Consider the following 18,591-nt stretch of genomic DNA (forward strand, 5'->3'; position numbering starts at 1 on the left):
GAATTAATTCAAATGGATTGGTATAAATAATAATTCTTTGGTCTTTAATTAATGACTTTAAATTAACATTTCCGTAACGTGTTTTGACCAATAAGTTAGGGCAAGCGATTTCTTTTTCTAATTGAAAGGGGGTTAGCGGTGCAGTTTTCATGGCAGAGTTCAGGTTTTATGACAACTATAATCTGTATTTAAATATTATTATAATATAATTAATTTTTTTTAAATAAAAGAAGAAATATTTAAAATTTAACATTAGTTGACTAAGGTCATATTATGGTATAATAAAGCTCATTTAATTTAATATTTTGAGTGGCATAAGACGAATTTATTTAGCTTCATTTTTCAGAAAACCATTGAACCTTTTTATTTGATACCCGTCAAAAAAATAGCCTGATACCGGATTATTTTTGTAATTTTAATTTCAAGTCACTACGGAGGTTTATGGACGGTAGCACGGTATTATATTTAATAGCAGTAATTATCTATTTTATTTACACTTCTTTTGTGAAAAAGAAACCTGATGAGGAGTATGCTGAAAAGGAAGGGAATGAGCAAGCTCCCAACCAAGGACCTTCCTTTGAGGAGTTGTTGCGTGAAATTCGAAAAGATCAAACAGAGACAGTCCCTGAAGAGAGTAAAAACGAATGGGATGATGAGCATGGTGATCGTGAGTTCCCGGAGGTAAAACAAGAGGAATTTCCTGCTGAAGAAGAGGATTATAAGCCGAGAGAAAAAACACATACAAGTGCCTACCAAAGTATTAAACAGCCCTTGGTGAAGCTTGATGATCAGGTGGATATAGATGACAATAAAAAGATTTTGGGTGAAGTGGTAGATGTAGCTGGAGAATATACCGTAGGTAACAAGTATGCTAAAATTTTGAAAAACCCTGAGACTTTAAAAGATGCAGTGATATTGTCAGAGGTATTTAACCGAAAGCATTTTTAATTTTAACCACAATAAATTCACATTTAAATTTTGCATAAATTACACATATGATCCGTCGTTGGTTTAAATCTCTAGGGCCAGGATTAATTACAGCCGCTTTGGTTTTTGGTCCCGGTAGCCTTACCATTACTTCTAAATTGGGTGCAGTCTATGGCTACAATTTACTTTGGGTAATCCTAGTGGCTGCTCTCTTAATGTTGACTTTTACAGGTATGGGGGCAAGGATTGGTTTGGCCTCTGATCAATCCCTTATCACGCTCTTTAGAAAAAAATGGGGTAATGCTGCCGCTTTAATGGCCGGAATAAGCATTTTCTTTGTTACCGCTGCCTTCCAAGCAGGGAATACTGTTGGTGCAGGATTGGCGCTTTCAGAGTCACTTGGGCAAACCAATAGTTTGTGGATTGTAGTGATCTCATTGATGGCTATTTCGTTGATGTTTTTTAAATCTTTCTATAAGATTTTAGAAAAGGTAATGATGATCATGGTAGGGATAATGTTAATTTCCTTCCTTTTCACCCTGATCATTGCACCACCCGTATGGTCTGAGGTATTAGCGGGGCTGAATCCGAGTATTCCAAAAGGTTCTTTTATCTTGGTAATTGCTTTGGTTGCTTCAAGCTTTTCTATTGCAGGAGCTTTTTACCAATCTTATCTGGTGCAGGAAAAAGGCTGGGCAAAGAGTGAATCGACAGATGCCTTAAGAGAAAGTTATACCGGAATAGTTATTTTAGGGCTTATCTCTTCGATGATAATGATTAGTGCAGCAACCATCTTGTACCCTAAGGGGGTTACTGTTACCTCTGCTGGAGATATTGGAATGGCATTAGAGCCTGTATATGGAAAGTTTTCCTTTATGGTTTTCATGATCGGTTTGTTTGGGGCTTCCTTTTCCTCTCTTTTGGGAAATGCAAGTATAGGCGGAACATTGCTTTCAGACGCTTTGTCTTTGGGAAGGAATTTAAATGGTACACCAGTAAAAATTTTAATCACACTGATTATAATAATTGGGGCATCCATAGCACTAGTATTTGGAAGGTTACCTCTTGAGCTGATAGTATTTGCTCAGGGAATTACCATATTCGCAGTTCCTTTTATAGGCTTAGGACTCTTTTTAATTGGTAACGATACCAACATTATGGGCTCCCTAAAGAATAATAAGTTCACCAATATTATTGGTGTAATTGGCTTATTGGTCCTGTTTACTTTGGCATTAAGCAATGCTTATTCTTTGTTTAATGCATAAAAAATAACTTAATATATGGTTTTTTCTTTAGGCGAACCGGTTTAAGGGAATGATCAAACCACTAAAATTTACTATTGAATCCATGAAATCTATTGAAGAATTAGAGGAAATTCTTAGCAAGCCCACTGCTGGCTTGGTCAAGGACATCAAAGAAATAAAAGGTGATATCATTATTTTAGGCGTTGCCGGCAAAATGGGGCCTAGCTTGGCGAAACTTGCCAGCAGAGCCGTAAAAGAAGCCGGAATAGAAAAAAAAGTAATAGGTGTTTCTAGGTTTTCTGATGACAGCCTAAGAATTGATCTTGAAAATCACGGGGTGACCTGTATAGCTGCTGATTTATTAGATGACGAAGCATTACAAGCTTTACCTGACGTTGAGAATGTTATCTATATGGCAGGCAAAAAGTTTGGTACTACAGGTCAGGAGCACTCCACTTGGGCCATGAATGCCTACTTACCGGGAAGGGTTGCTACCAAGTATAAAAAATCAAAAATCATCGTGTTTTCTAGTGGAAACATCTATCCATTTGTACACCATGCATCCGGTGGTGCTTTGGAAGATACTCCACCGGAACCAATTGGCGAATATGCACAATCCTGCTTAGGAAGAGAGCGTGTATTTGAATACTTCAGTCATCAATACAACATCCCCATGTTGATGTATAGACTCAATTATGCCATTGATCTGCGTTATGGAAACCTCTTGGAAATAGGTAAGATGGTAAATACAGAAAAACCTATCAATTTAAGGAGTGGGCATATGAATGTAATCTGGCAAGGAGATGCAAATGAAATTGCCATCCGTTCATTGTTGCATACCAGCAGCCCCCCAAAAATACTTAATGTCACCGGTCCGGAGACAATCAGTATCCGACAAGTTGCTGAGAAATTTGGACAGTTATTGAACAAAAAGCCTGTCTTTGTGAATGAGCCGGAGCCCAAGGTTTTATTGAACAATGCCTCTCTTTGTCACCAACTATTTGGCTACCCTTCTGTTTCTTTGTTGACAATGATTGAGATGACTGCACAATGGATTCAGCAAGATGGTGCCACATTAAATAAACCAACCCACTTTCAGGAAAGAGAAGGAAAATTTTAATTATTAAATAATGAGTAATATTAATCCCGCAATCAGGCAATTATTACATGATGGGACCGTGATACCTGCCCATCCATTGGCTTTAAATGCAGATAGAGAACTTGACGAGAAATACCAACGTGCATTGTCTCGCTATTATATCGCTTCCGGGGCCGGAGGAATGGCAGTGGGTGTACACAGTACCCAATTTGAAATCAGGGAAAAGAAATATGGACTTTTTGAGCCGGTCTTAAGAATGGCCATGGAAGAAGTCAAAGCAGCAGCCATTACCAGACCTTTTGCAATGGTGGCAGGAATTGTAGGTGATACCAAACAGGCAGTAGCCGAGGCTTCTTTGGCAAAGGACTTGGGATATGACCTAGGTTTGCTGAGCGCAGGGGGATTGGGAGATTGGTCAGAAAAGGATTTGATAAAAAGAGCAGAAAAAGTAGCTGAGGTGATGCCTATTTTTGGTTTTTACCTTCAGCCTTCAGCCGGAGGCCGACTTTTGAGCTATGATTTCTGGAAGGATTTTGCTGATATCCCAAATGTTCAGGCCATTAAAATGGCACCTTTTAACAGGTACCAGTCATTGGATGTGGTTAGGGCTGTTTGTTCTTCCAGTCGCCATAAAGAAATTGCCTTGTATACCGGAAATGATGACAATATCGTGGCAGACCTACTTACGCCATTTACCTTCATGGTCAATGGAGAAAAAATCACGAAAAGAGTGGTTGGTGGGTTACTTGGCCATTGGGCAGTGTGGACCACTAAAGCTGTTGAACTTTTAGAAAAGGTAAAAGAATGTCGGGACAATAACCCTGCAGCCATGCCGGAATTGCTTGAGTTGGGCGTGCAAATAACCGATTCCAATGCCGTTATTTTTGATCCAAAAAATCAATTCAAAGGATGTATCCCTGGTATTCATGAAGTACTAAGACGACAGGGCTTACTTCAGGGAACTTGGTGCCTCAATCCCAATGAAGTTCTTTCTCCCGGTCAATCAGAAGAAATTGACCGAGTATATGAAGCTTATCCTTGGCTGAATGATGACGCTTTTGTAAAAGAAAATCTTCAAAGTTTCCTTTCTTAGGATTTTCTTATTTTAAGAAATAGTCAAAGAAATTGTATATGATTGCATTGGATTTCGGATTAGGGGAGTGCTCCGGCCGATTACTCATTCCAACACGGTCATTGTAACCATACAATTTATTTGCTTGGATGCTATGGTTCAATGGAACCCATCGATGCTCCCCGTCCTCTTCTCCTCCGGAAACTAAAAAAGGGCGGGGAGCCATTAAAACATGAAGTTCGTGAAGATCTCTGTTGTCTTTCAAGAGTTGAAGGTAGGTGCCTCTTGCAGGGTTTGCTGCATTAGGAACACCTCTCTCTCTTCTAGGTCTAGGGTGGTAGCCCAAGTACCAAGGTTCCCAGTAATTGATATTTGGTCTTTTTTGATCGAAAACAATTCCGGGATCTGACCATGCTGCTGCTGCAAAATTCTCGAATAAACAAGAAGCAAACATGGCCCATTTTCCTCCATAGCTATGTCCCATTATCCCAATTTTCTCCTTATTTACTTCCGGTAAACTTGCAAGTAAATGCCAGGCATTCGCTGCTGCATACGCCAATAATGAAAGGGGTTCAACAGTAGCACTGTCTATATGTGGATGATAAAGAGCGTAAGTCTTGTTCTCAGTAGTTTCGGTGGTGCCGATTGATAGGGTCACAAAACCACGTTTGGCTAATTGTAAGGCGAAATCTCTCTCTTCTTTGCCTTCTCCTATCGCTGTTTCCGGTTCATAATAAACTGTAACCACTGCCGGTAGATTATTGGCTTGATAAGGAACCAATAGGTATCCTTGGGTCATTTGACCCGGAATCCACTCGAAACGAATCTTTTTTTGAATATAGTCCGCTTTGTTAACCGAAGAAAGCACCTCAAAACTAGGGTTTTCAATTAATTTAGGCCATTCTCCCATATAAGCATGCCAAGCATTAAGGATTTCTTGTCTTCGTTTCTTCCAATCTTTCAAGGAAGTAACCTTTGATTGATCGTCAAAAATAAATGGGTCCTTAAATGTTCCTCTATCTTCCTTATATTTATCAGGGACGGCAAAATAGGGAGCAATTTTTTGCCAATTCACCAATTTTTCAAAGTGGTATTGAATGCTTTCAACCTTTTCCTTCTCGCGCGAAACCTTACTTTCCGTAGTAGCATCGCTCAAAAATAATACAGTTAATTTTTTATCCAGCTTCTTATTGTTTTCTAGGTATTGATAGGCCTGCAAGGCAGCAATTCGGTTGGCAATTTTGGGACTTATGGCTTTATCTGAATTAAACTTTGAGCCAGGTGTGCTATTATTGTTAGCATAGGCTGATTTTATATCAATCCATTTGATTTCGTTTGCTTTAGCAAGGCTTTGAATAATAGCATTCGCCTTGTTTAATTGAAATTGCTGTGAAGCTTTGAAATCAGGCAAATTAAAACCATTATTGTCCGTACTTAAGGAGGGAAGGTTGAATAGAACCGTTTCTATACCGTTTTGTTTTAACCCTGAAATAATTTTCTGATAGCTAGATTTAAAACTGTGCTCAGCTTTTGGGGTATGAAACTGAGTCATGTCATTTTTCCCTGCCATAATAAAAACTACATCGGGATTAATGGATAACAAATCTTGATCTATTTCTTGGGAAATATGCAATAAGTGCTTTCCCTTGGTTTCTATCGTACGAATTTCCAGTGTCGCTATAGGACCATTTTTTGATGAGGTGGAGTCGTTGTTATTTTCAGCTTGAGCCGGAAATAAGGCTAAATAAAAGAAGGAGAACAGAAGAAAACCGTGGTAATTGATCCGCATTTTTTAAATCATATGAGTAGGTTTAAAGATAAGAATTTCATTATGAATAATTGGCTGAACATCCTATTTTTCCGAGGTCATTTATTTGTTGCGGATAAGAAAATAACACCGTTTTTAATTGTGTCTAATTTCAGGTTAAGCTTGCTAATTAATGGGTATTTCTTCTATATTGCGGTTTTATATGGAAAATAATTATTTTATGTATAGACGCTGGCTTTTTATAGTTTTATCAATCCTTATCACCTCTTGCAACTCAAGCTCAAAAGAAAAAATTCACATCGTAGGATCCCAAAACACGGATCTATTTCAATGGTTGGACGGTGAGGGGTATGACTTAGAGTTTCATAACGATATAATGCCGGCCATTGAGGGGATGAGCAGCGGTGAAACCTTATTGGTATTGTCTACTGAATACCCCAAGAACAGGGTAGCTATCCCAGATACGTTTTTTTCAGCGGTAGAAGAAAAAAATATTAAATATTATCTGGAGTACCCTGAGGATTTTGAAGGTCTGGAAAGTAACGGAGAAGTGTTGAAGACCAGGCTGGAAAGGGCGGTTGTGGTTTCAGATCAATTTGGCGACAGCCTTTATCCCATGAAAATATTGGGCATCAATGATTGCCATGTTATTGCTTCGGAGGTAAGCGATCCATTGGTGGTAGTGGCTAAGGTGGCAGGCCTTGACAGTGCAGTCTATGGATTGGAAGGTGTTCCGGCTTACCCCTTATTATTTAAAAAAGACCAGGGCTTTATTGCCCTAAGTAAATTATCTGATTTTGCTAAAGGCAGATTTGGGCCGGAAGCACATTGGCAGGCATTGTGGTCACATATAATAAATGAAATTACGCCTCAAGATAAGAAATTTAGTTTTGATGCTTGGCCACGGATAGTAGAACCTTCTTTTGGTGCCTCCGAAAATATAACCCGTAAGGATAAAATTAATTCAGTTAAAAAAGGGGTGGATTGGTTTGAAAAAGGAAAGTTTTACATCGCCGAAAATTGGAAAGATTACTGGTTAAAATACCAAGGTGATGGTACAAATCCTATTGGTCCTCCGGTTCCTGAAGATTTTCAGTCAGGAGATGGGACAGAGGGATTATTGGAGGGGCATTCTTCCAACATCTTTTACGATGGCACACAGCAATATCGCTATTGGATAAGGGCAGATGTACAAGGGGAGGGTGCCTATGCACTTGCTGCTGCAGCCAGTTTACTAGACGATCCAGCCTACAATATACCGGCAGAAAATTTAATTGAATTCTTGTACAGAGAAAACCTTACATCAGGCCCTCGGAGCGATCCGGATTCTGCAGCCTATGGGTTGATAGGCTGGTCTAATACCCATCCTTTTGTATACTATGGTGATGACAATGCCAGGGCCATCCTAGGCGTGATAGGCGCAATGGCCCATATGCAAAATGAGGATTGGAATGATGAAATGATTGCGGGCATATTGGCGAATTTTAGAACTACCGGAAAAAATGGATTTAGAGGTAGTCGTTTAAACAACACCAACCTGCAGCGATTGGGCTGGAAACATTATTGGAACCAAGAGACGATTAATCCTGCCCCTCATTTTGAATCTTGGATGTGGGCGATTTATTTGTGGCTTTATGACAAAACAGGATATGAGCCTTTACTTGCCAAGTCTAAAAAAGCTATAGAAATAATGATGGATAAATATCCTGAGGACTGGCATTGGACCAATGGCATCCAACAGGAAAGGGCTAGAATGATTTTACCTTTGGCCTGGTTGGTAAAAGTGGAAGATACCCCTGAACACCGCGAGTGGTTAGACAGAATTGTAAGTAAGCTTTTGGAGAATCAGGTGGAGAGTGGGGCCATCATGGAGGAATTGGGGGGAGCAGATAAAGGTAAATATGGACGGACAGCCTCAAACCAAGAATATGGCTTGCACGAAGCACCATTGATATTTGAAAATGGAGATCCTATAGCGGATATGTTGTATACCAGCAATTTTGCTTTCTTTAGCCTGAATGAAGCAGCCCATGCTACTGGGAATCCTGCTTACTTCGAGGCATTGGAGAAATTATCCGACTTCTTAACAAGGATTCAAGTGAAAAGTCAAACGCTCAAAGATCTTGATGGGGCTTGGTTTAGGGCTTTTGATTATGAGAGATGGGAGTATTGGGCCTCAAATGCCGATGCAGGTTGGGGCGCGTGGGGAACCCTTACGGGTTGGACGCAAAGCTGGATTGTTGCCACACAAGTATTGGTGTTGAAAGACCAGAGTTATTGGGATTTGACCAAGAAGTCTAAAATCGCTGATAACTTTGACCAAAAATCTTCCTTGATGTTGGAAGAGTATAAATAAACCTTTGAGGGAAAGAAAGGCCTGTCACAGCGTAGGCGAAAGTATAAAGCGCAATAAAAATGGTGGAGGAACAATATATGGATGGTTATTAAAGCAAGCCTTTGGTTGATCTCCTGTCATGACCTATAAGTAATAAGCCGTTATTTTTTTAGGAAGGAATTGCATTAAAATGCCAATTGCTGATGAAATACGTTTCTGTATTTCATCAGCAATTGGTAAATTAATTGTTTTAGAAACCCTTTAGCAAGGACCCTTCTTCACTATAACTTTTTGATTTTAATGTTACGAAAAAAGACTTTATCACCATGGTCTGTTATCAAGATATGTCCTTCTTCTAGCTCCCCATAATTTTTGTCATCTTTAAATTTGTTTTCTGATTTTTTCTTTAGAAAATCTTTATTCCCTCGGGTGTAACTCACTAATTTTTTCCCATTTAAATAATGACTTACCTTTTTTCCTTTGGCTACAATCTTGCCTTGGTTCCATGAGCCATGGGGTTTTAATTCTTTGTTTTTTGGTGGATAGAAAAGGTAAGCAGCTCCTGTTGAAGTGGTTCCATTAGGGTCGTCTTTCACTCCTTTGTAATTGTAATCATCTATAATTTGATATTCAGGTCCATTGACCATCATATTTCCGGTTTTTTCATTGTAAATGGTATCTACAAAATATTTTATACCACTATTGGCATTTTCTGTAAGGTTAAATTCAAAAACCAGTTCAAAGTCACTGTATTTTTCCTTGGTGATAATATCTCCACCACCTTCACCATTCATAAAAAGCATTCCGTCTTCAATTTTCCATCCTTTTATGGCTGAGTTAGGTGCATTTTTGGGACACCATTTATCCAAGGATTTTCCATCAAACAAAACTTCATAGGCGTTGGATTGGGAAAATGAGTCCAATGAAAGGGAGCTACTTATAAGAAATGTGACTATTACAGCGATAATTTTCTGATTTATTTTTCTCATGGGGTCTACTGGAAAAGGTTCGATTTATTTTATTGGTTGAATGGCTAATTTTGCAGCCAACTTATCAAAGGCTGAAAGGATTTGATCTTCTAAGCCCGGCTTCCATTTGCTTGGTAGCCCATATACCATTTGTGCAGTATGGCCTTCATATCCCCCTTCTTTAAGGATGACTTCAGTAGGGATATAGCTCATGACATCATTGGTATAAGTCATTACAAATATCTCAGGTCCATACTTTTCTTTCAGTCGATTGGCATAACCTACCGTTACCTCACCACCCATGGTGAAAAGGGCTTGATTGCCTATTTTGATTACCTGTAGGGGGAAAGGGTAAGAAGAAGGAAGAGGGTTTCCGGCTTCTATTTCTCCTAATGTTCTTATTGCCCACCTTTTCATATAGCCGCTTTGCTCATTGATTATTTGATTAAGTTCGGCCTTGCTAGGAGGTGCTTCCAGACTCAAGTCTATTTCTGTATACGCACTTTTTAGGGAAGGCTCTAAAAGCTTCATGTCCTCTGAAAGCACTCTTTCAACTGTTGCTGCCAAAACTGTCCCATATTGCTTGGCCAGAGGCAAGGTTCTCCTTGGTAGTGGGTTTTGATCTCCTCCGGCGCCTTGGAAAAACATGGCCATGGCCCCCGGGTAATTCTTTTCCACTACTTCCTGGGCATACCCCGGATAATCTCCCGACCATTGGTAACCGCTAAGAACAGTTGGGTGACAAGCGTAACCAAACAGGACTGTAGTAATTTGGTATTTGTCGTCCATTACCTTAATTACAGGGACTGCATGGTCCATTGGCCCTTTAAGGTCTGTTGACAAATGTACTTCACTCTCTTTATTGTTTCTTCTATTGACTTGAAAGCGTGCCGTTCCGTTATTGGAAAAAATTTGGGAGGGTTTCATGTTGGAAAGTGCCTTGCCAATACTCGCTACGATATCGTTTTGAAGCTGATCTGTGTATTGCGCTACATCTTTGCGTTGCTGATCATTCATGGGGTAAATGTCAAACAAGGATTTCCCAAGAACAGGAGCGGAATGGGTATGGCTGCTGTTCAAAACAAGCTGTGATTTTTCAAGCCCAAATTTCTTGTTAACAGCATTTCTAATTTCGTCCGAGAGGTTTTTTGGGAGGCCCAGCAAGTCAGAGGTTACAATTACGGTTTGGTACCCATGGGCATCTTCAATGGCCAGTACTTTTACCCAGAGTTCTCCATATTTGCCTTCTGCTGTATGGTCTCTATGTCCATAACCGGCCATCCATAATGAAGAGGAAGGGGTGATATTGATTTTATCTGTACCCGTTTTCCAGCCGGTTTTTTTCTGTGCCTTGCTTTGGTAACCAAGGGCTAGAAATAAAAACAGCAAGGAGGTGAATAAAATAGGTTGGTGGGTTAAAATGAAGCTTTTCATAGTTGAATGTATAAGTTTGTACTTGGCTTATTTTATATTGAGTGTCCAGTGTATTGCGTTTACCAGCATTTGATTAAAATTGGGGTGTACAAAATCAGTAGGATATCCCAAAGAGGTGTAGAATACGTTAACATCCCTATATTTTCTGGTATAGGCTATTGGCATGGTCTTACCATCAGAGGTTCCACTAAGTATTACTTTGGCTTTTTTATCCAGGCTATTCTCCAAAAGGTAGAGATTACCTTGGCTTTGCCATTCACTTTGAGTAATGCCTTTCAATATTCCTTTACCGACCTTCTTCTCTGCCTTTACATGAGTTGCTGCTTTTGCAGGTCCATAGCCTTTGTTTTCATGTCCCAATACTTCTGGTACAAATTCCCACCAATCTTCATAACCGAAAGGAATGTCTTCCTCAGTTACAGAAAAGGCATGATTGGCTGTTCTTATACCTAATATAGGTTTTCCATCAGCAATATGGTTTTTGATCAGTTGCATTTGTTCAGAAGAAAGCGCCACTCTCCGCAGGAAAAGGACCAGAAGGTCACAATCCATATTTTTTTCTAATTCCGGTAGGCTGAATGCTTTTCTTTCCCCTTCTCCTAGAATTACTTTGGTCTCAAATCCATTTTCCTTGGCCAGTTTCATAGCAAAATAAGGAATGGTAAGGTTTGCTTCGTAATTGTTTGGATCCTTGCTGATCAAGAATGTTATCTTTTTGTTTTTTTTCTCTTTATCCTTTTTTTTTTATCCTTGATGACTTTACCATATACCTTCAACTGGTAGTCTTTATATGTAGTATACCTTCCTTTCAGCCACAGTACAATCTCTCGCTCGTCATCGGCCAAAACGATAGGCCTGAGGTTGTTTTCTTTTGAATTAAAGGTAACCGGAGTAAATTCCCAAGGGCTATTTTCATTCAATCTTTCCCCCCTAAAAATTTCATACCTTCTTTCTCCATCCACAAGTAGGGGTTCACCAGATACCGGGTGAACATCCGCAGAGAAATAAAGAATGTTTTTGTCTTTAGGGTTAAGGCTTATCAATCCAGTATATTCATTTTCATCCGGATACAAACGACTCCCGGCATAGGCAATTTCATCTTCTATCCACCGGCCATTTTCCCAGCGTGCATAATGGTACCTATTGTCAAATCCTCCTTTTGAAACATTAACCCTTTCACCTCTTGTTACCGGATCTTTGGCCACTGTAAATACGAAATAAGGTTCACCGTTTTCATCCAGTTGGATGTCGCTGGTCCAGCCAACATCTTCTCTTGTTTCAAGGTCTCCATCGAAGACTAAAGTAAAATCTGATGGTTGAAACTTGCTGCTCTCTGTTGTGCTTAGGGGGCCAACGAGTGATCCATCCGATCTATAAGCCTTACCATTCTCCACATATCCATGATAGATGTTATTGTTCATATGCCTGGGGTGACCATCTGTGGTAATGAAGTGTATGCGGTTTTTGCCATCTGAGGCATACCTCAAATAAGATCTTCCGGGAAATTCAAATAGCCTACCGCCGAAAGTCCATGTGTCACCGAAATCTTTGGAAACCATATAATGGGGGTTGTTTCCATTTCCTCTAAAGAAATTATAGGTAATTTCTGCTTCTTCTAGGTAATAGGTATTGGAATAACAAACCTTTGCGTTGGCAGTAAAGACTTTTTCTTCCGTCCACTCACTGATATCATAAGGATTGACGGTGGTTCTGTGTCTTATATAGGGGTCATAGGTGTGCCCTGAATAGACAGTTAAAATTTTCCCATCCGGTCTGAGCATAAGTGAACCCACATTGTGGTCATCAGCCGGAAGAGAACCTTCGGTAATAATGGTGGTAGCCGAACTATTGTCATCTAAATTCCACGCATTAACCGTATTGTACCCTTGAGATGTAACTCCGGTAAAGATTACTTTATTGTCAATTAATAATGCCCTTTCATCCTGAAACCAACACCAGCTTCCATCATCAGCTATTTTAACAGCTTGGTATGGGTCAAAGTCTTTCTTTTTGGTTTTCTGGGAAAAAGTGTGATTAATTTGTAGCAGAAGTACAAATGCTGTAAAGAGAAGCTTTTTAGAATGAATGAGCATTTTTATTAAATTGGATTAGGGATAAAATCTTTCTAAAAACCAATTTAACGCATGATATTCATTCTATCACTATAAAAATTATAAAATTAAAGATTAGTCGTATTATCGGTTGATTAACGTTACCAATTTATTTTTCTAATGGTGAATTGCTTCAATTTCAGGTTCTAAAACATCCATGCTTCCCTTCTCATTAATGCCGATTAAAGTCACTTCTTTAAGTTCGTTGATTAAAAGCGGATCGTATTTTGCGCTAACTCTAATATAGTTTTCTGTAAAGCCAAACATTTTACCATCTTCTACATCACCTTCAAATAATACAGTATATGTTTTGCCAATGTTTTCTTCATAGAAAGCTCTTTTTTTCTTTTCTGAAAGAATCCTCAACATTTTAGATCTCTTATTCCTTATTTTCATAGGTACTACATCATCCATTTCTGCAGCCCTTGTATTGGCTCGTTCAGAATAGGTAAATACATGCAGGTAGGAAATGGGGAGTTCTTTTAAGAACTCATAAGTTTCTAGAAATAATGCTTCAGTTTCACCTGGAAAGCCCACAATAACATCTACCCCAATACAGCAATGAGGCATTAGTCCTTTGATTTTACTGACGCGGTCTTCATACAATTCTCTCAAATACCTTCTCCCCATTTTTCTTAAGATGGTGTTGCTTCCGGATTGTAATGGCACATGAAAGTGAGGGACAAAATGTTTGGATTGAGCAACAAAGGTTATGGCTTCATTGATCAGAAGATTAGGCTCTATGGATGAAATTCGAAACCTATCAATTCCGGAAACCTGGTCCAAGGCCTGAATCAAGTCAATAAATTTTTCTTTTCTTTTACCATTCTGAATACCATAATCCCCGATATTAACTCCTGTAATTACGATTTCTTTAACGTCAGTTACTGCGATTTCATTGGCCGCTTTCACTATATTAGAAATGGTATCGCTTCGACTTTTACCTCTTGCCAAGGGAATGGTACAAAAGGCGCAACCATAATTGCATCCATCTTGCACTTTCAAGAAAGTCCTGGTTCGGTCATGTATGCTATAGGCATTGTTAAATTCTTCTGCCTTTGCAATAGAAGAGGCATATACCTTGGCTTCCTGCCCTGCAGAGAAATCGTCTAGTAGTTCTATCAGCCTAAATTTTTCCGCAGCTCCTAGTACAGCATCAACCCCTGGAATGGTGGCGATTTCTTTTGGTTTGAGCTGCGCATAGCATCCGATGATGGCGATGAACCCATCGGGAGATATTTTTTTAGCTTCCTTGACGATCTTCTTACATTTTTTATCAGCATTTTCAGTTACTGAACAAGTATTGATGATGAATATGTCGGGAGATTCTTCAAAGCCAACCTTCAAATAGCCCTTTTTTTCAAACATACGGCTGATAGTGGAGGTCTCTGCATAATTTAATTTGCAACCGAGGGTATAGAATGCTACTTTTTTCAAACTTTTGATTTCTTTTATTTCGGTGCAAATTTAGTGAATATCATTGAGTTTTCCATTTTTGCAATAAATTTGACGAAAATGAAAAAAATCACCAGTTATGATGGATATTTAAGGCGCGTTTGTTGTCAAAAATGTAAAAATTACTAAAAAGACCTCTAAAAATGACCATTATAGAGAAAAACTCATTTATTTTTCTAATTTTGTAATTAGTTTTTAAACCATAAACTATACAAATGGCAACATTAAGACAAAAAGCGTTAATGAAAGTGCAAGGCAGATCTAAGGTCAATGCAGTAGCACCTTCTTTAAAAATTTCTGATTATTTCGGATCTCATGTATTTGGCTTAAAAGAAATGCAGGAAACCTTAGCTAGTCCTGTATTTAAAAAAGTCAAAACCGCGATTGAAAAAGGAACAAAAATTGATATGTCCACTGCAGATGAAATCGCTACTGCAGTTAAAGGATGGGCCATGTCTAAAGGAGCAACGCACTATACGCACTGGTTTCAACCATTAACGGGATCAACTGCGGAGAAGCATGATACTTTTTTCGACGCAATGTCTGGAATGGAGAGATTCAAAGGTAGTACCTTGGTACAACAAGAGCCTGATGCTTCTTCTTTTCCAAATGGTGGGATAAGGACGACTTTTGAAGCACGTGGTTATACAGCTTGGGATCCAAGCTCCCCAATCTTCATATTCGATCAAACCCTTTGCATCCCTACCATATTTGTTTCTTACACAGGTGAAGCCCTCGACTTTAAGACTCCTCTTATTAGGTCTACAGAAGCCATCAATTCAGCGGCTGTAGAAATTTGTCAGCTTTTTGACAGAAATGTCAAAAAAGTGAACCCTTCATTGGGTGTAGAACAAGAGTATTTCGTTGTAGACAGAGCGCTTTATGCAACGCGTCCTGACCTTGTAATGGCCGGAAGATCTGTTTTTGGTCACAACCCTGCAAGAGGTCAGCAATTAGATGATCATTACTTCGGGTCTATTCCTTCCAGAGTTAAGGAATACATGAAAGACTTTGAGATTGAGGCCTTGAAATTAGGTATTCCTGTTTCTACTCGTCACAATGAAGTAGCCCCGGGACAGTTTGAAGTAGCTCCTTTATTTGAAGATATCAATAAAGCTACTGATCATAACCTACTATTGATGGAAGTAATGGAGAAAGTGGCTGAAAAGCATGGCCTTAAAGTCCTTTTCCATGAAAAACCTTTTGCAGGATTGAATGGTAGTGGTAAACACAACAACTGGTCTTTGATTACGGATACAGGTGTTAACCTTTTCCAACCTAGTAATTCCGCTAGAGAAAATCTTCAATTCTTATGCTTTTTGGTAGCAACGATCAAAGCTGTATATGAAAATGCTGATTTGCTTAGAGCAAGCATTGCATCCGCAGGAAACGATTTTAGACTAGGTGCCAATGAAGCTCCTCCTGCTATAATTTCTATTTTCTTAGGAAGTACCCTTACCAGTATTCTTGACGAGTTAGAGAAAAATGGTAACCTGAAAATTGAAAAAGGAGACAATATGTACATGAAATTGGGAATTTCTAAAATTCCTGAAATCATTCTTGACAATACAGATAGAAACAGAACTTCTCCATTTGCTTTCACAGGTAATAAATTTGAATTTAGGGCTGTTGGTTCTACTGCAAACCCTGCAGGACCAATGACAGCTTTGAATGTGATTGTGGCAGATGTTCTTCAGGAAATGAAGAAAGAAATTGATAAGGAAATTAGTGGTGGTAAAGAAAAGAAACTTGCCATTGTTAATGTGCTTAGAAAATACATTAAGGATAGTAAAAAAGTACGTTTCGAAGGTGATGGTTACTCTGAAGAGTGGGCCAATGAAGCCGAGAAAAGAGGGCTTTCTAACCTTAAGAGTACAGCTGAAGCACTTGATGTACTAATCTCTAAAAAGGTTACTGAGCTATATGGTAAGCATAAAGTATTGAATGAAAGAGAATTGCATGCAAGACATGAGATTCGCTTGGAAAACTATATAATGAAAGTTCAAATCGAATCTCGTGTGATGGGAGATTTGGCATTGAACCACATTATTCCAACAGCCATTCTTTACCAAAACAAGTTGATTACCAATGCCAATGGCTTGAAAGGTTTAGGTTTGGATAATTCTGCAGCCATAGAGACGATTGAGGAAATATCAAGGCATATTGAATCACTTAAGGCTGATGTTGGCAATATGATTGAAGCAAGGAAAAGGGTAAATAAAGAGGATGATATCGCCGTTAAAGCGAAACTTTATAGCTCTGATGTAAAAGAAGCCTTCTTTGATAAAATCAGATATGCTGTTGATAAGCTTGAATTGTTAGTGGATGATGAATCATGGCCACTAGTAAAATACAGAGAAATGTTATTTCTAAAATAGAAGTAAACGGATCTAAAAATTATAAAGCCCGATTTATTCGGGCTTTTTTTATTCCTACTCCCCCAAGAATTCTTACCATTTATTTTTAAGGCAGCATGTGAAGATAAGCTTCTAAAGGAATTTAGAACAAAGAGTTTTTGAGCCTAATACTGGAAGAGAGGAATATACCAAGAAATAAATTTGTCTTCCATTTTTGTGAGACACTCCTTATTTTGGTCAATTTTTAACTTCCTTTTAATGGTGGTTGCCAATCCATTAAAGTCTATGGAGTAATTCTCCGGATCATTTTCTGAAATGAAATACAGGTTTTGAATGGTGCCTGAAATGTCGATGTACACCCTTGCTTGAATTTTGATGTTTCTAAAAAGGATTTGGGTATCCTCATCAAAATAATTCGAAATATGACTAAAATTTAATTCGTTACTAAGGTTAGTGGTCGAACAGTCCAAACTCATACCCTCGGTATCTATTCTCGTGAAATCGATAGCATAGGGCTTAATAACAAAAGCATTGTTGGTTTTTAGAACCTGATACCCACTACTTACCTGACCTTGTGAAAGTAAGGGGAAGATTGAAAAAACAATGCTGAAAATAAAGATAGAAAACCTATTCATACAATGACTTCATTTAAAGCACAAATTTCGCAATTAAATGAATCAAGTTACAAAAGCCAATGTATAATCGGTGTTAGGAGTTTTTAAATGGTAATATTTTAAAATTTAATTAAGGCTTTGATAACCTGATTGTCAGCCTGGGTAAGCTCAGGAAATTTTTCCTTTGTTTGTGTAAAACCAAACTTATTGGTAGTATAATGCGCTGTAGGGAATTGTTTTTGGGCTAAGGTGTTGATAACCTCCAGAAAATCTTTCTTTGTGGCATTCCTACTGCAAAGTATACTTAATTCCTTGGCATGTATTGAAGGGTGGTGAAATGCCAATTGATCCTTATACAGTCCAACTAAAACATAACTGCCTCCATGCGCTGCATAAAAAGGGCCTGCCTCCATGGCCTTTTTGTTCCCTGTGGCATCAAATACAAGGTTGTATTGATTTTTATAGGTCTCTTTGAGAGAAGGATTTTTTTCTATTTCCAACGCGTTGATGCTATGGCTTGCTTTAAACTTTGCTTTAGCTAAGTTTAATCTCCAGGGATTTACGTCCAGAGCAGTAACCTCTGCACCGGCCAACTCCGCAAAAACCATTATGGCCAACCCTATGGGGCCACAGCCCATCACCAAAACCTTATCCCCCTTTTTAATGCCGGCACGTTTAACGGAATGTGCTGCCACTGAAAGCGGCTCAACAATTGCCATTTCATCCCAGGTCAATTGCGGCGTAGGGATGAGAATTGATTCGGGTAAGGCCATGTACTCTTGCATGGCCCCATCGGTGTGAACGCCCAATACTTTCAGCTTTTCGCAGCAATTGGTTTTTCCTATTTTGCAAGCCCCACATTTTCCACAGTTTAAATAAGGGATAACCACCACCGGCTCTCCCTCTTTAAAAGAGGTGCCATTGCCAGCTACAACCTTGGCCGCAATTTCATGTCCAAGGATTCTAGGATAGGTGAAAAAGGCTTGGTTGCCTGCAAAGGCATGTAAATCGGTGCCACAAACTCCTATTTGCTGAATGCTTACCATAACCTCTCCGGCATTTGCTTGTGGGGTTTCAGCTTCTTTTGACACAAACTCGCCCGGATGTTCACAACTGATAATTTTCATAGGTATATCGCTAGTTTTTTGGGAATGCAAAAAGTAAAAAATGCAGGAATTAACCAACAATATGCTCCTTTTTACTTATT

General features: G+C 38.9%; 14 protein-coding genes. 6 read left to right on the plus strand and 8 right to left on the minus strand.

Annotated features, from left to right (window positions below; all coding sequences use genetic code 11):
- Positions 1-504 precede the first annotated feature (504 nt).
- The 4 genes from AAC037_RS03330 (at position 505) to AAC037_RS03345 (ending at position 4,363) form a co-directional block, all read left to right on the plus strand.
- Positions 505-948: a hypothetical protein gene (locus AAC037_RS03330; protein WP_339901625.1), complete on the plus strand. Its 444-nt coding sequence runs from the start codon at positions 505-507 to the stop codon at positions 946-948.
- Positions 949-995: 47 nt separating this feature from the next.
- Positions 996-2,192, plus strand: a complete 1,197-nt coding sequence (locus tag AAC037_RS03335) for an Nramp family divalent metal transporter (RefSeq protein WP_339901627.1) — start codon at positions 996-998, stop codon at positions 2,190-2,192.
- An 82-nt stretch (positions 2,193-2,274) separates the two neighbouring features.
- Positions 2,275-3,291, plus strand: coding sequence for an NAD(P)-dependent oxidoreductase (locus AAC037_RS03340; RefSeq protein ID WP_339901629.1), 1,017 nt, complete (start codon positions 2,275-2,277; stop codon positions 3,289-3,291).
- Between the two features lie 10 nt (positions 3,292-3,301).
- Entirely contained in the window at positions 3,302-4,363 is a 1,062-nt protein-coding gene (locus AAC037_RS03345; protein ID WP_339901630.1) for a dihydrodipicolinate synthase family protein, read from the plus strand.
- Between the two features lie 7 nt (positions 4,364-4,370).
- Here AAC037_RS03345 and AAC037_RS03350 read toward each other — a convergent pair whose 3' ends face one another.
- Positions 4,371-6,131, minus strand: a complete 1,761-nt coding sequence (locus AAC037_RS03350; protein WP_339901632.1) for a GDSL-type esterase/lipase family protein — start codon at positions 6,129-6,131, stop codon at positions 4,371-4,373.
- A 199-nt stretch (positions 6,132-6,330) separates the two neighbouring features.
- Here AAC037_RS03350 and AAC037_RS03355 point away from each other — a divergent pair, with 199 nt between their 5' ends.
- Positions 6,331-8,466 (plus strand): hypothetical protein, encoded by a 2,136-nt coding sequence (locus AAC037_RS03355; protein ID WP_339901634.1) that lies wholly within the window; start codon positions 6,331-6,333, stop codon positions 8,464-8,466.
- Between the two features lie 260 nt (positions 8,467-8,726).
- On the opposite strand, the gene AAC037_RS03360 is transcribed toward AAC037_RS03355, so the two are convergent.
- The 5 genes from AAC037_RS03360 to mtaB all read right to left on the minus strand — a co-directional run bounded on the left by AAC037_RS03360 (position 8,727) and on the right by mtaB (position 14,395).
- Positions 8,727-9,434 (minus strand): DUF1080 domain-containing protein, encoded by a 708-nt coding sequence (locus AAC037_RS03360; RefSeq protein WP_339901636.1) that lies wholly within the window; start codon positions 9,432-9,434, stop codon positions 8,727-8,729.
- Positions 9,435-9,458: 24 nt separating this feature from the next.
- A complete protein-coding gene (locus tag AAC037_RS03365; RefSeq protein ID WP_339901638.1) occupies positions 9,459-10,847 on the minus strand; it encodes a neutral/alkaline non-lysosomal ceramidase N-terminal domain-containing protein in 1,389 nt (462 codons plus the stop codon).
- A 27-nt stretch (positions 10,848-10,874) separates the two neighbouring features.
- The gene (locus tag AAC037_RS03370; RefSeq protein WP_339901639.1) at positions 10,875-11,549 is read right to left on the minus strand and encodes a ThuA domain-containing protein; all 675 of its coding nucleotides are present in this window, start codon (positions 11,547-11,549) and stop codon (positions 10,875-10,877) included.
- Between the two features lie 5 nt (positions 11,550-11,554).
- Positions 11,555-12,940: a BNR-4 repeat-containing protein gene (locus AAC037_RS03375; RefSeq protein ID WP_339901641.1), complete on the minus strand. Its 1,386-nt coding sequence runs from the start codon at positions 12,938-12,940 to the stop codon at positions 11,555-11,557.
- A gap of 135 nt (positions 12,941-13,075) precedes the next feature.
- Positions 13,076-14,395, minus strand: a complete 1,320-nt coding sequence (mtaB, locus tag AAC037_RS03380; RefSeq protein WP_339901643.1) for a tRNA (N(6)-L-threonylcarbamoyladenosine(37)-C(2))-methylthiotransferase MtaB — start codon at positions 14,393-14,395, stop codon at positions 13,076-13,078.
- Positions 14,396-14,628: 233 nt separating this feature from the next.
- On the opposite strand from mtaB, the gene AAC037_RS03385 reads away from it, so the two are divergent.
- On the plus strand, positions 14,629-16,791 hold the full coding sequence (locus AAC037_RS03385) for a glutamine synthetase III (protein WP_339901645.1): 2,163 nt from the start codon (positions 14,629-14,631) through the stop codon (positions 16,789-16,791).
- 143 nt (positions 16,792-16,934) lie between these two features.
- On the opposite strand, the gene AAC037_RS03390 is transcribed toward AAC037_RS03385, so the two are convergent.
- Both AAC037_RS03390 and AAC037_RS03395 read right to left on the minus strand, forming a co-directional pair.
- A complete protein-coding gene (locus AAC037_RS03390) occupies positions 16,935-17,405 on the minus strand; it encodes a hypothetical protein (RefSeq protein WP_339901647.1) in 471 nt (156 codons plus the stop codon).
- A 98-nt stretch (positions 17,406-17,503) separates the two neighbouring features.
- Positions 17,504-18,511 (minus strand): zinc-binding alcohol dehydrogenase family protein, encoded by a 1,008-nt coding sequence (locus AAC037_RS03395; RefSeq protein ID WP_339901648.1) that lies wholly within the window; start codon positions 18,509-18,511, stop codon positions 17,504-17,506.
- Between the last annotated feature and the right edge of the window lie 80 nt (positions 18,512-18,591).

The organism is uncultured Cyclobacterium sp. (genome assembly GCF_963976465.1).
Lineage (GTDB): Bacteria > Bacteroidota > Bacteroidia > Cytophagales > Cyclobacteriaceae > Cyclobacterium.

What these genes read in the sequence shown, in the direction of transcription:
- AAC037_RS03355 (WP_339901634.1), top strand. Translation starts at nt 6,331, where the DNA reads ATGTATAGACGCTGGCTTTTTATAGTTTTATCAATCCTTATCACCTCT.
- AAC037_RS03345 (WP_339901630.1), top strand. Translation starts at nt 3,302, where the DNA reads ATGAGTAATATTAATCCCGCAATCAGGCAATTATTACATGATGGGACC.
- AAC037_RS03340 (WP_339901629.1), top strand. Translation starts at nt 2,275, where the DNA reads ATGAAATCTATTGAAGAATTAGAGGAAATTCTTAGCAAGCCCACTGCT.
- AAC037_RS03360 (WP_339901636.1), bottom strand. Translation starts at nt 9,434, where the DNA reads ATGAGAAAAATAAATCAGAAAATTATCGCTGTAATAGTCACATTTCTT.
- AAC037_RS03390 (WP_339901647.1), bottom strand. Translation starts at nt 17,405, where the DNA reads ATGAATAGGTTTTCTATCTTTATTTTCAGCATTGTTTTTTCAATCTTC.
- AAC037_RS03335 (WP_339901627.1), top strand. Translation starts at nt 996, where the DNA reads ATGATCCGTCGTTGGTTTAAATCTCTAGGGCCAGGATTAATTACAGCC.
- AAC037_RS03395 (WP_339901648.1), bottom strand. Translation starts at nt 18,511, where the DNA reads ATGAAAATTATCAGTTGTGAACATCCGGGCGAGTTTGTGTCAAAAGAA.
- AAC037_RS03350 (WP_339901632.1), bottom strand. Translation starts at nt 6,131, where the DNA reads ATGCGGATCAATTACCACGGTTTTCTTCTGTTCTCCTTCTTTTATTTA.
- AAC037_RS03365 (WP_339901638.1), bottom strand. Translation starts at nt 10,847, where the DNA reads ATGAAAAGCTTCATTTTAACCCACCAACCTATTTTATTCACCTCCTTG.
- AAC037_RS03375 (WP_339901641.1), bottom strand. Translation starts at nt 12,940, where the DNA reads ATGCTCATTCATTCTAAAAAGCTTCTCTTTACAGCATTTGTACTTCTG.
- AAC037_RS03385 (WP_339901645.1), top strand. Translation starts at nt 14,629, where the DNA reads ATGGCAACATTAAGACAAAAAGCGTTAATGAAAGTGCAAGGCAGATCT.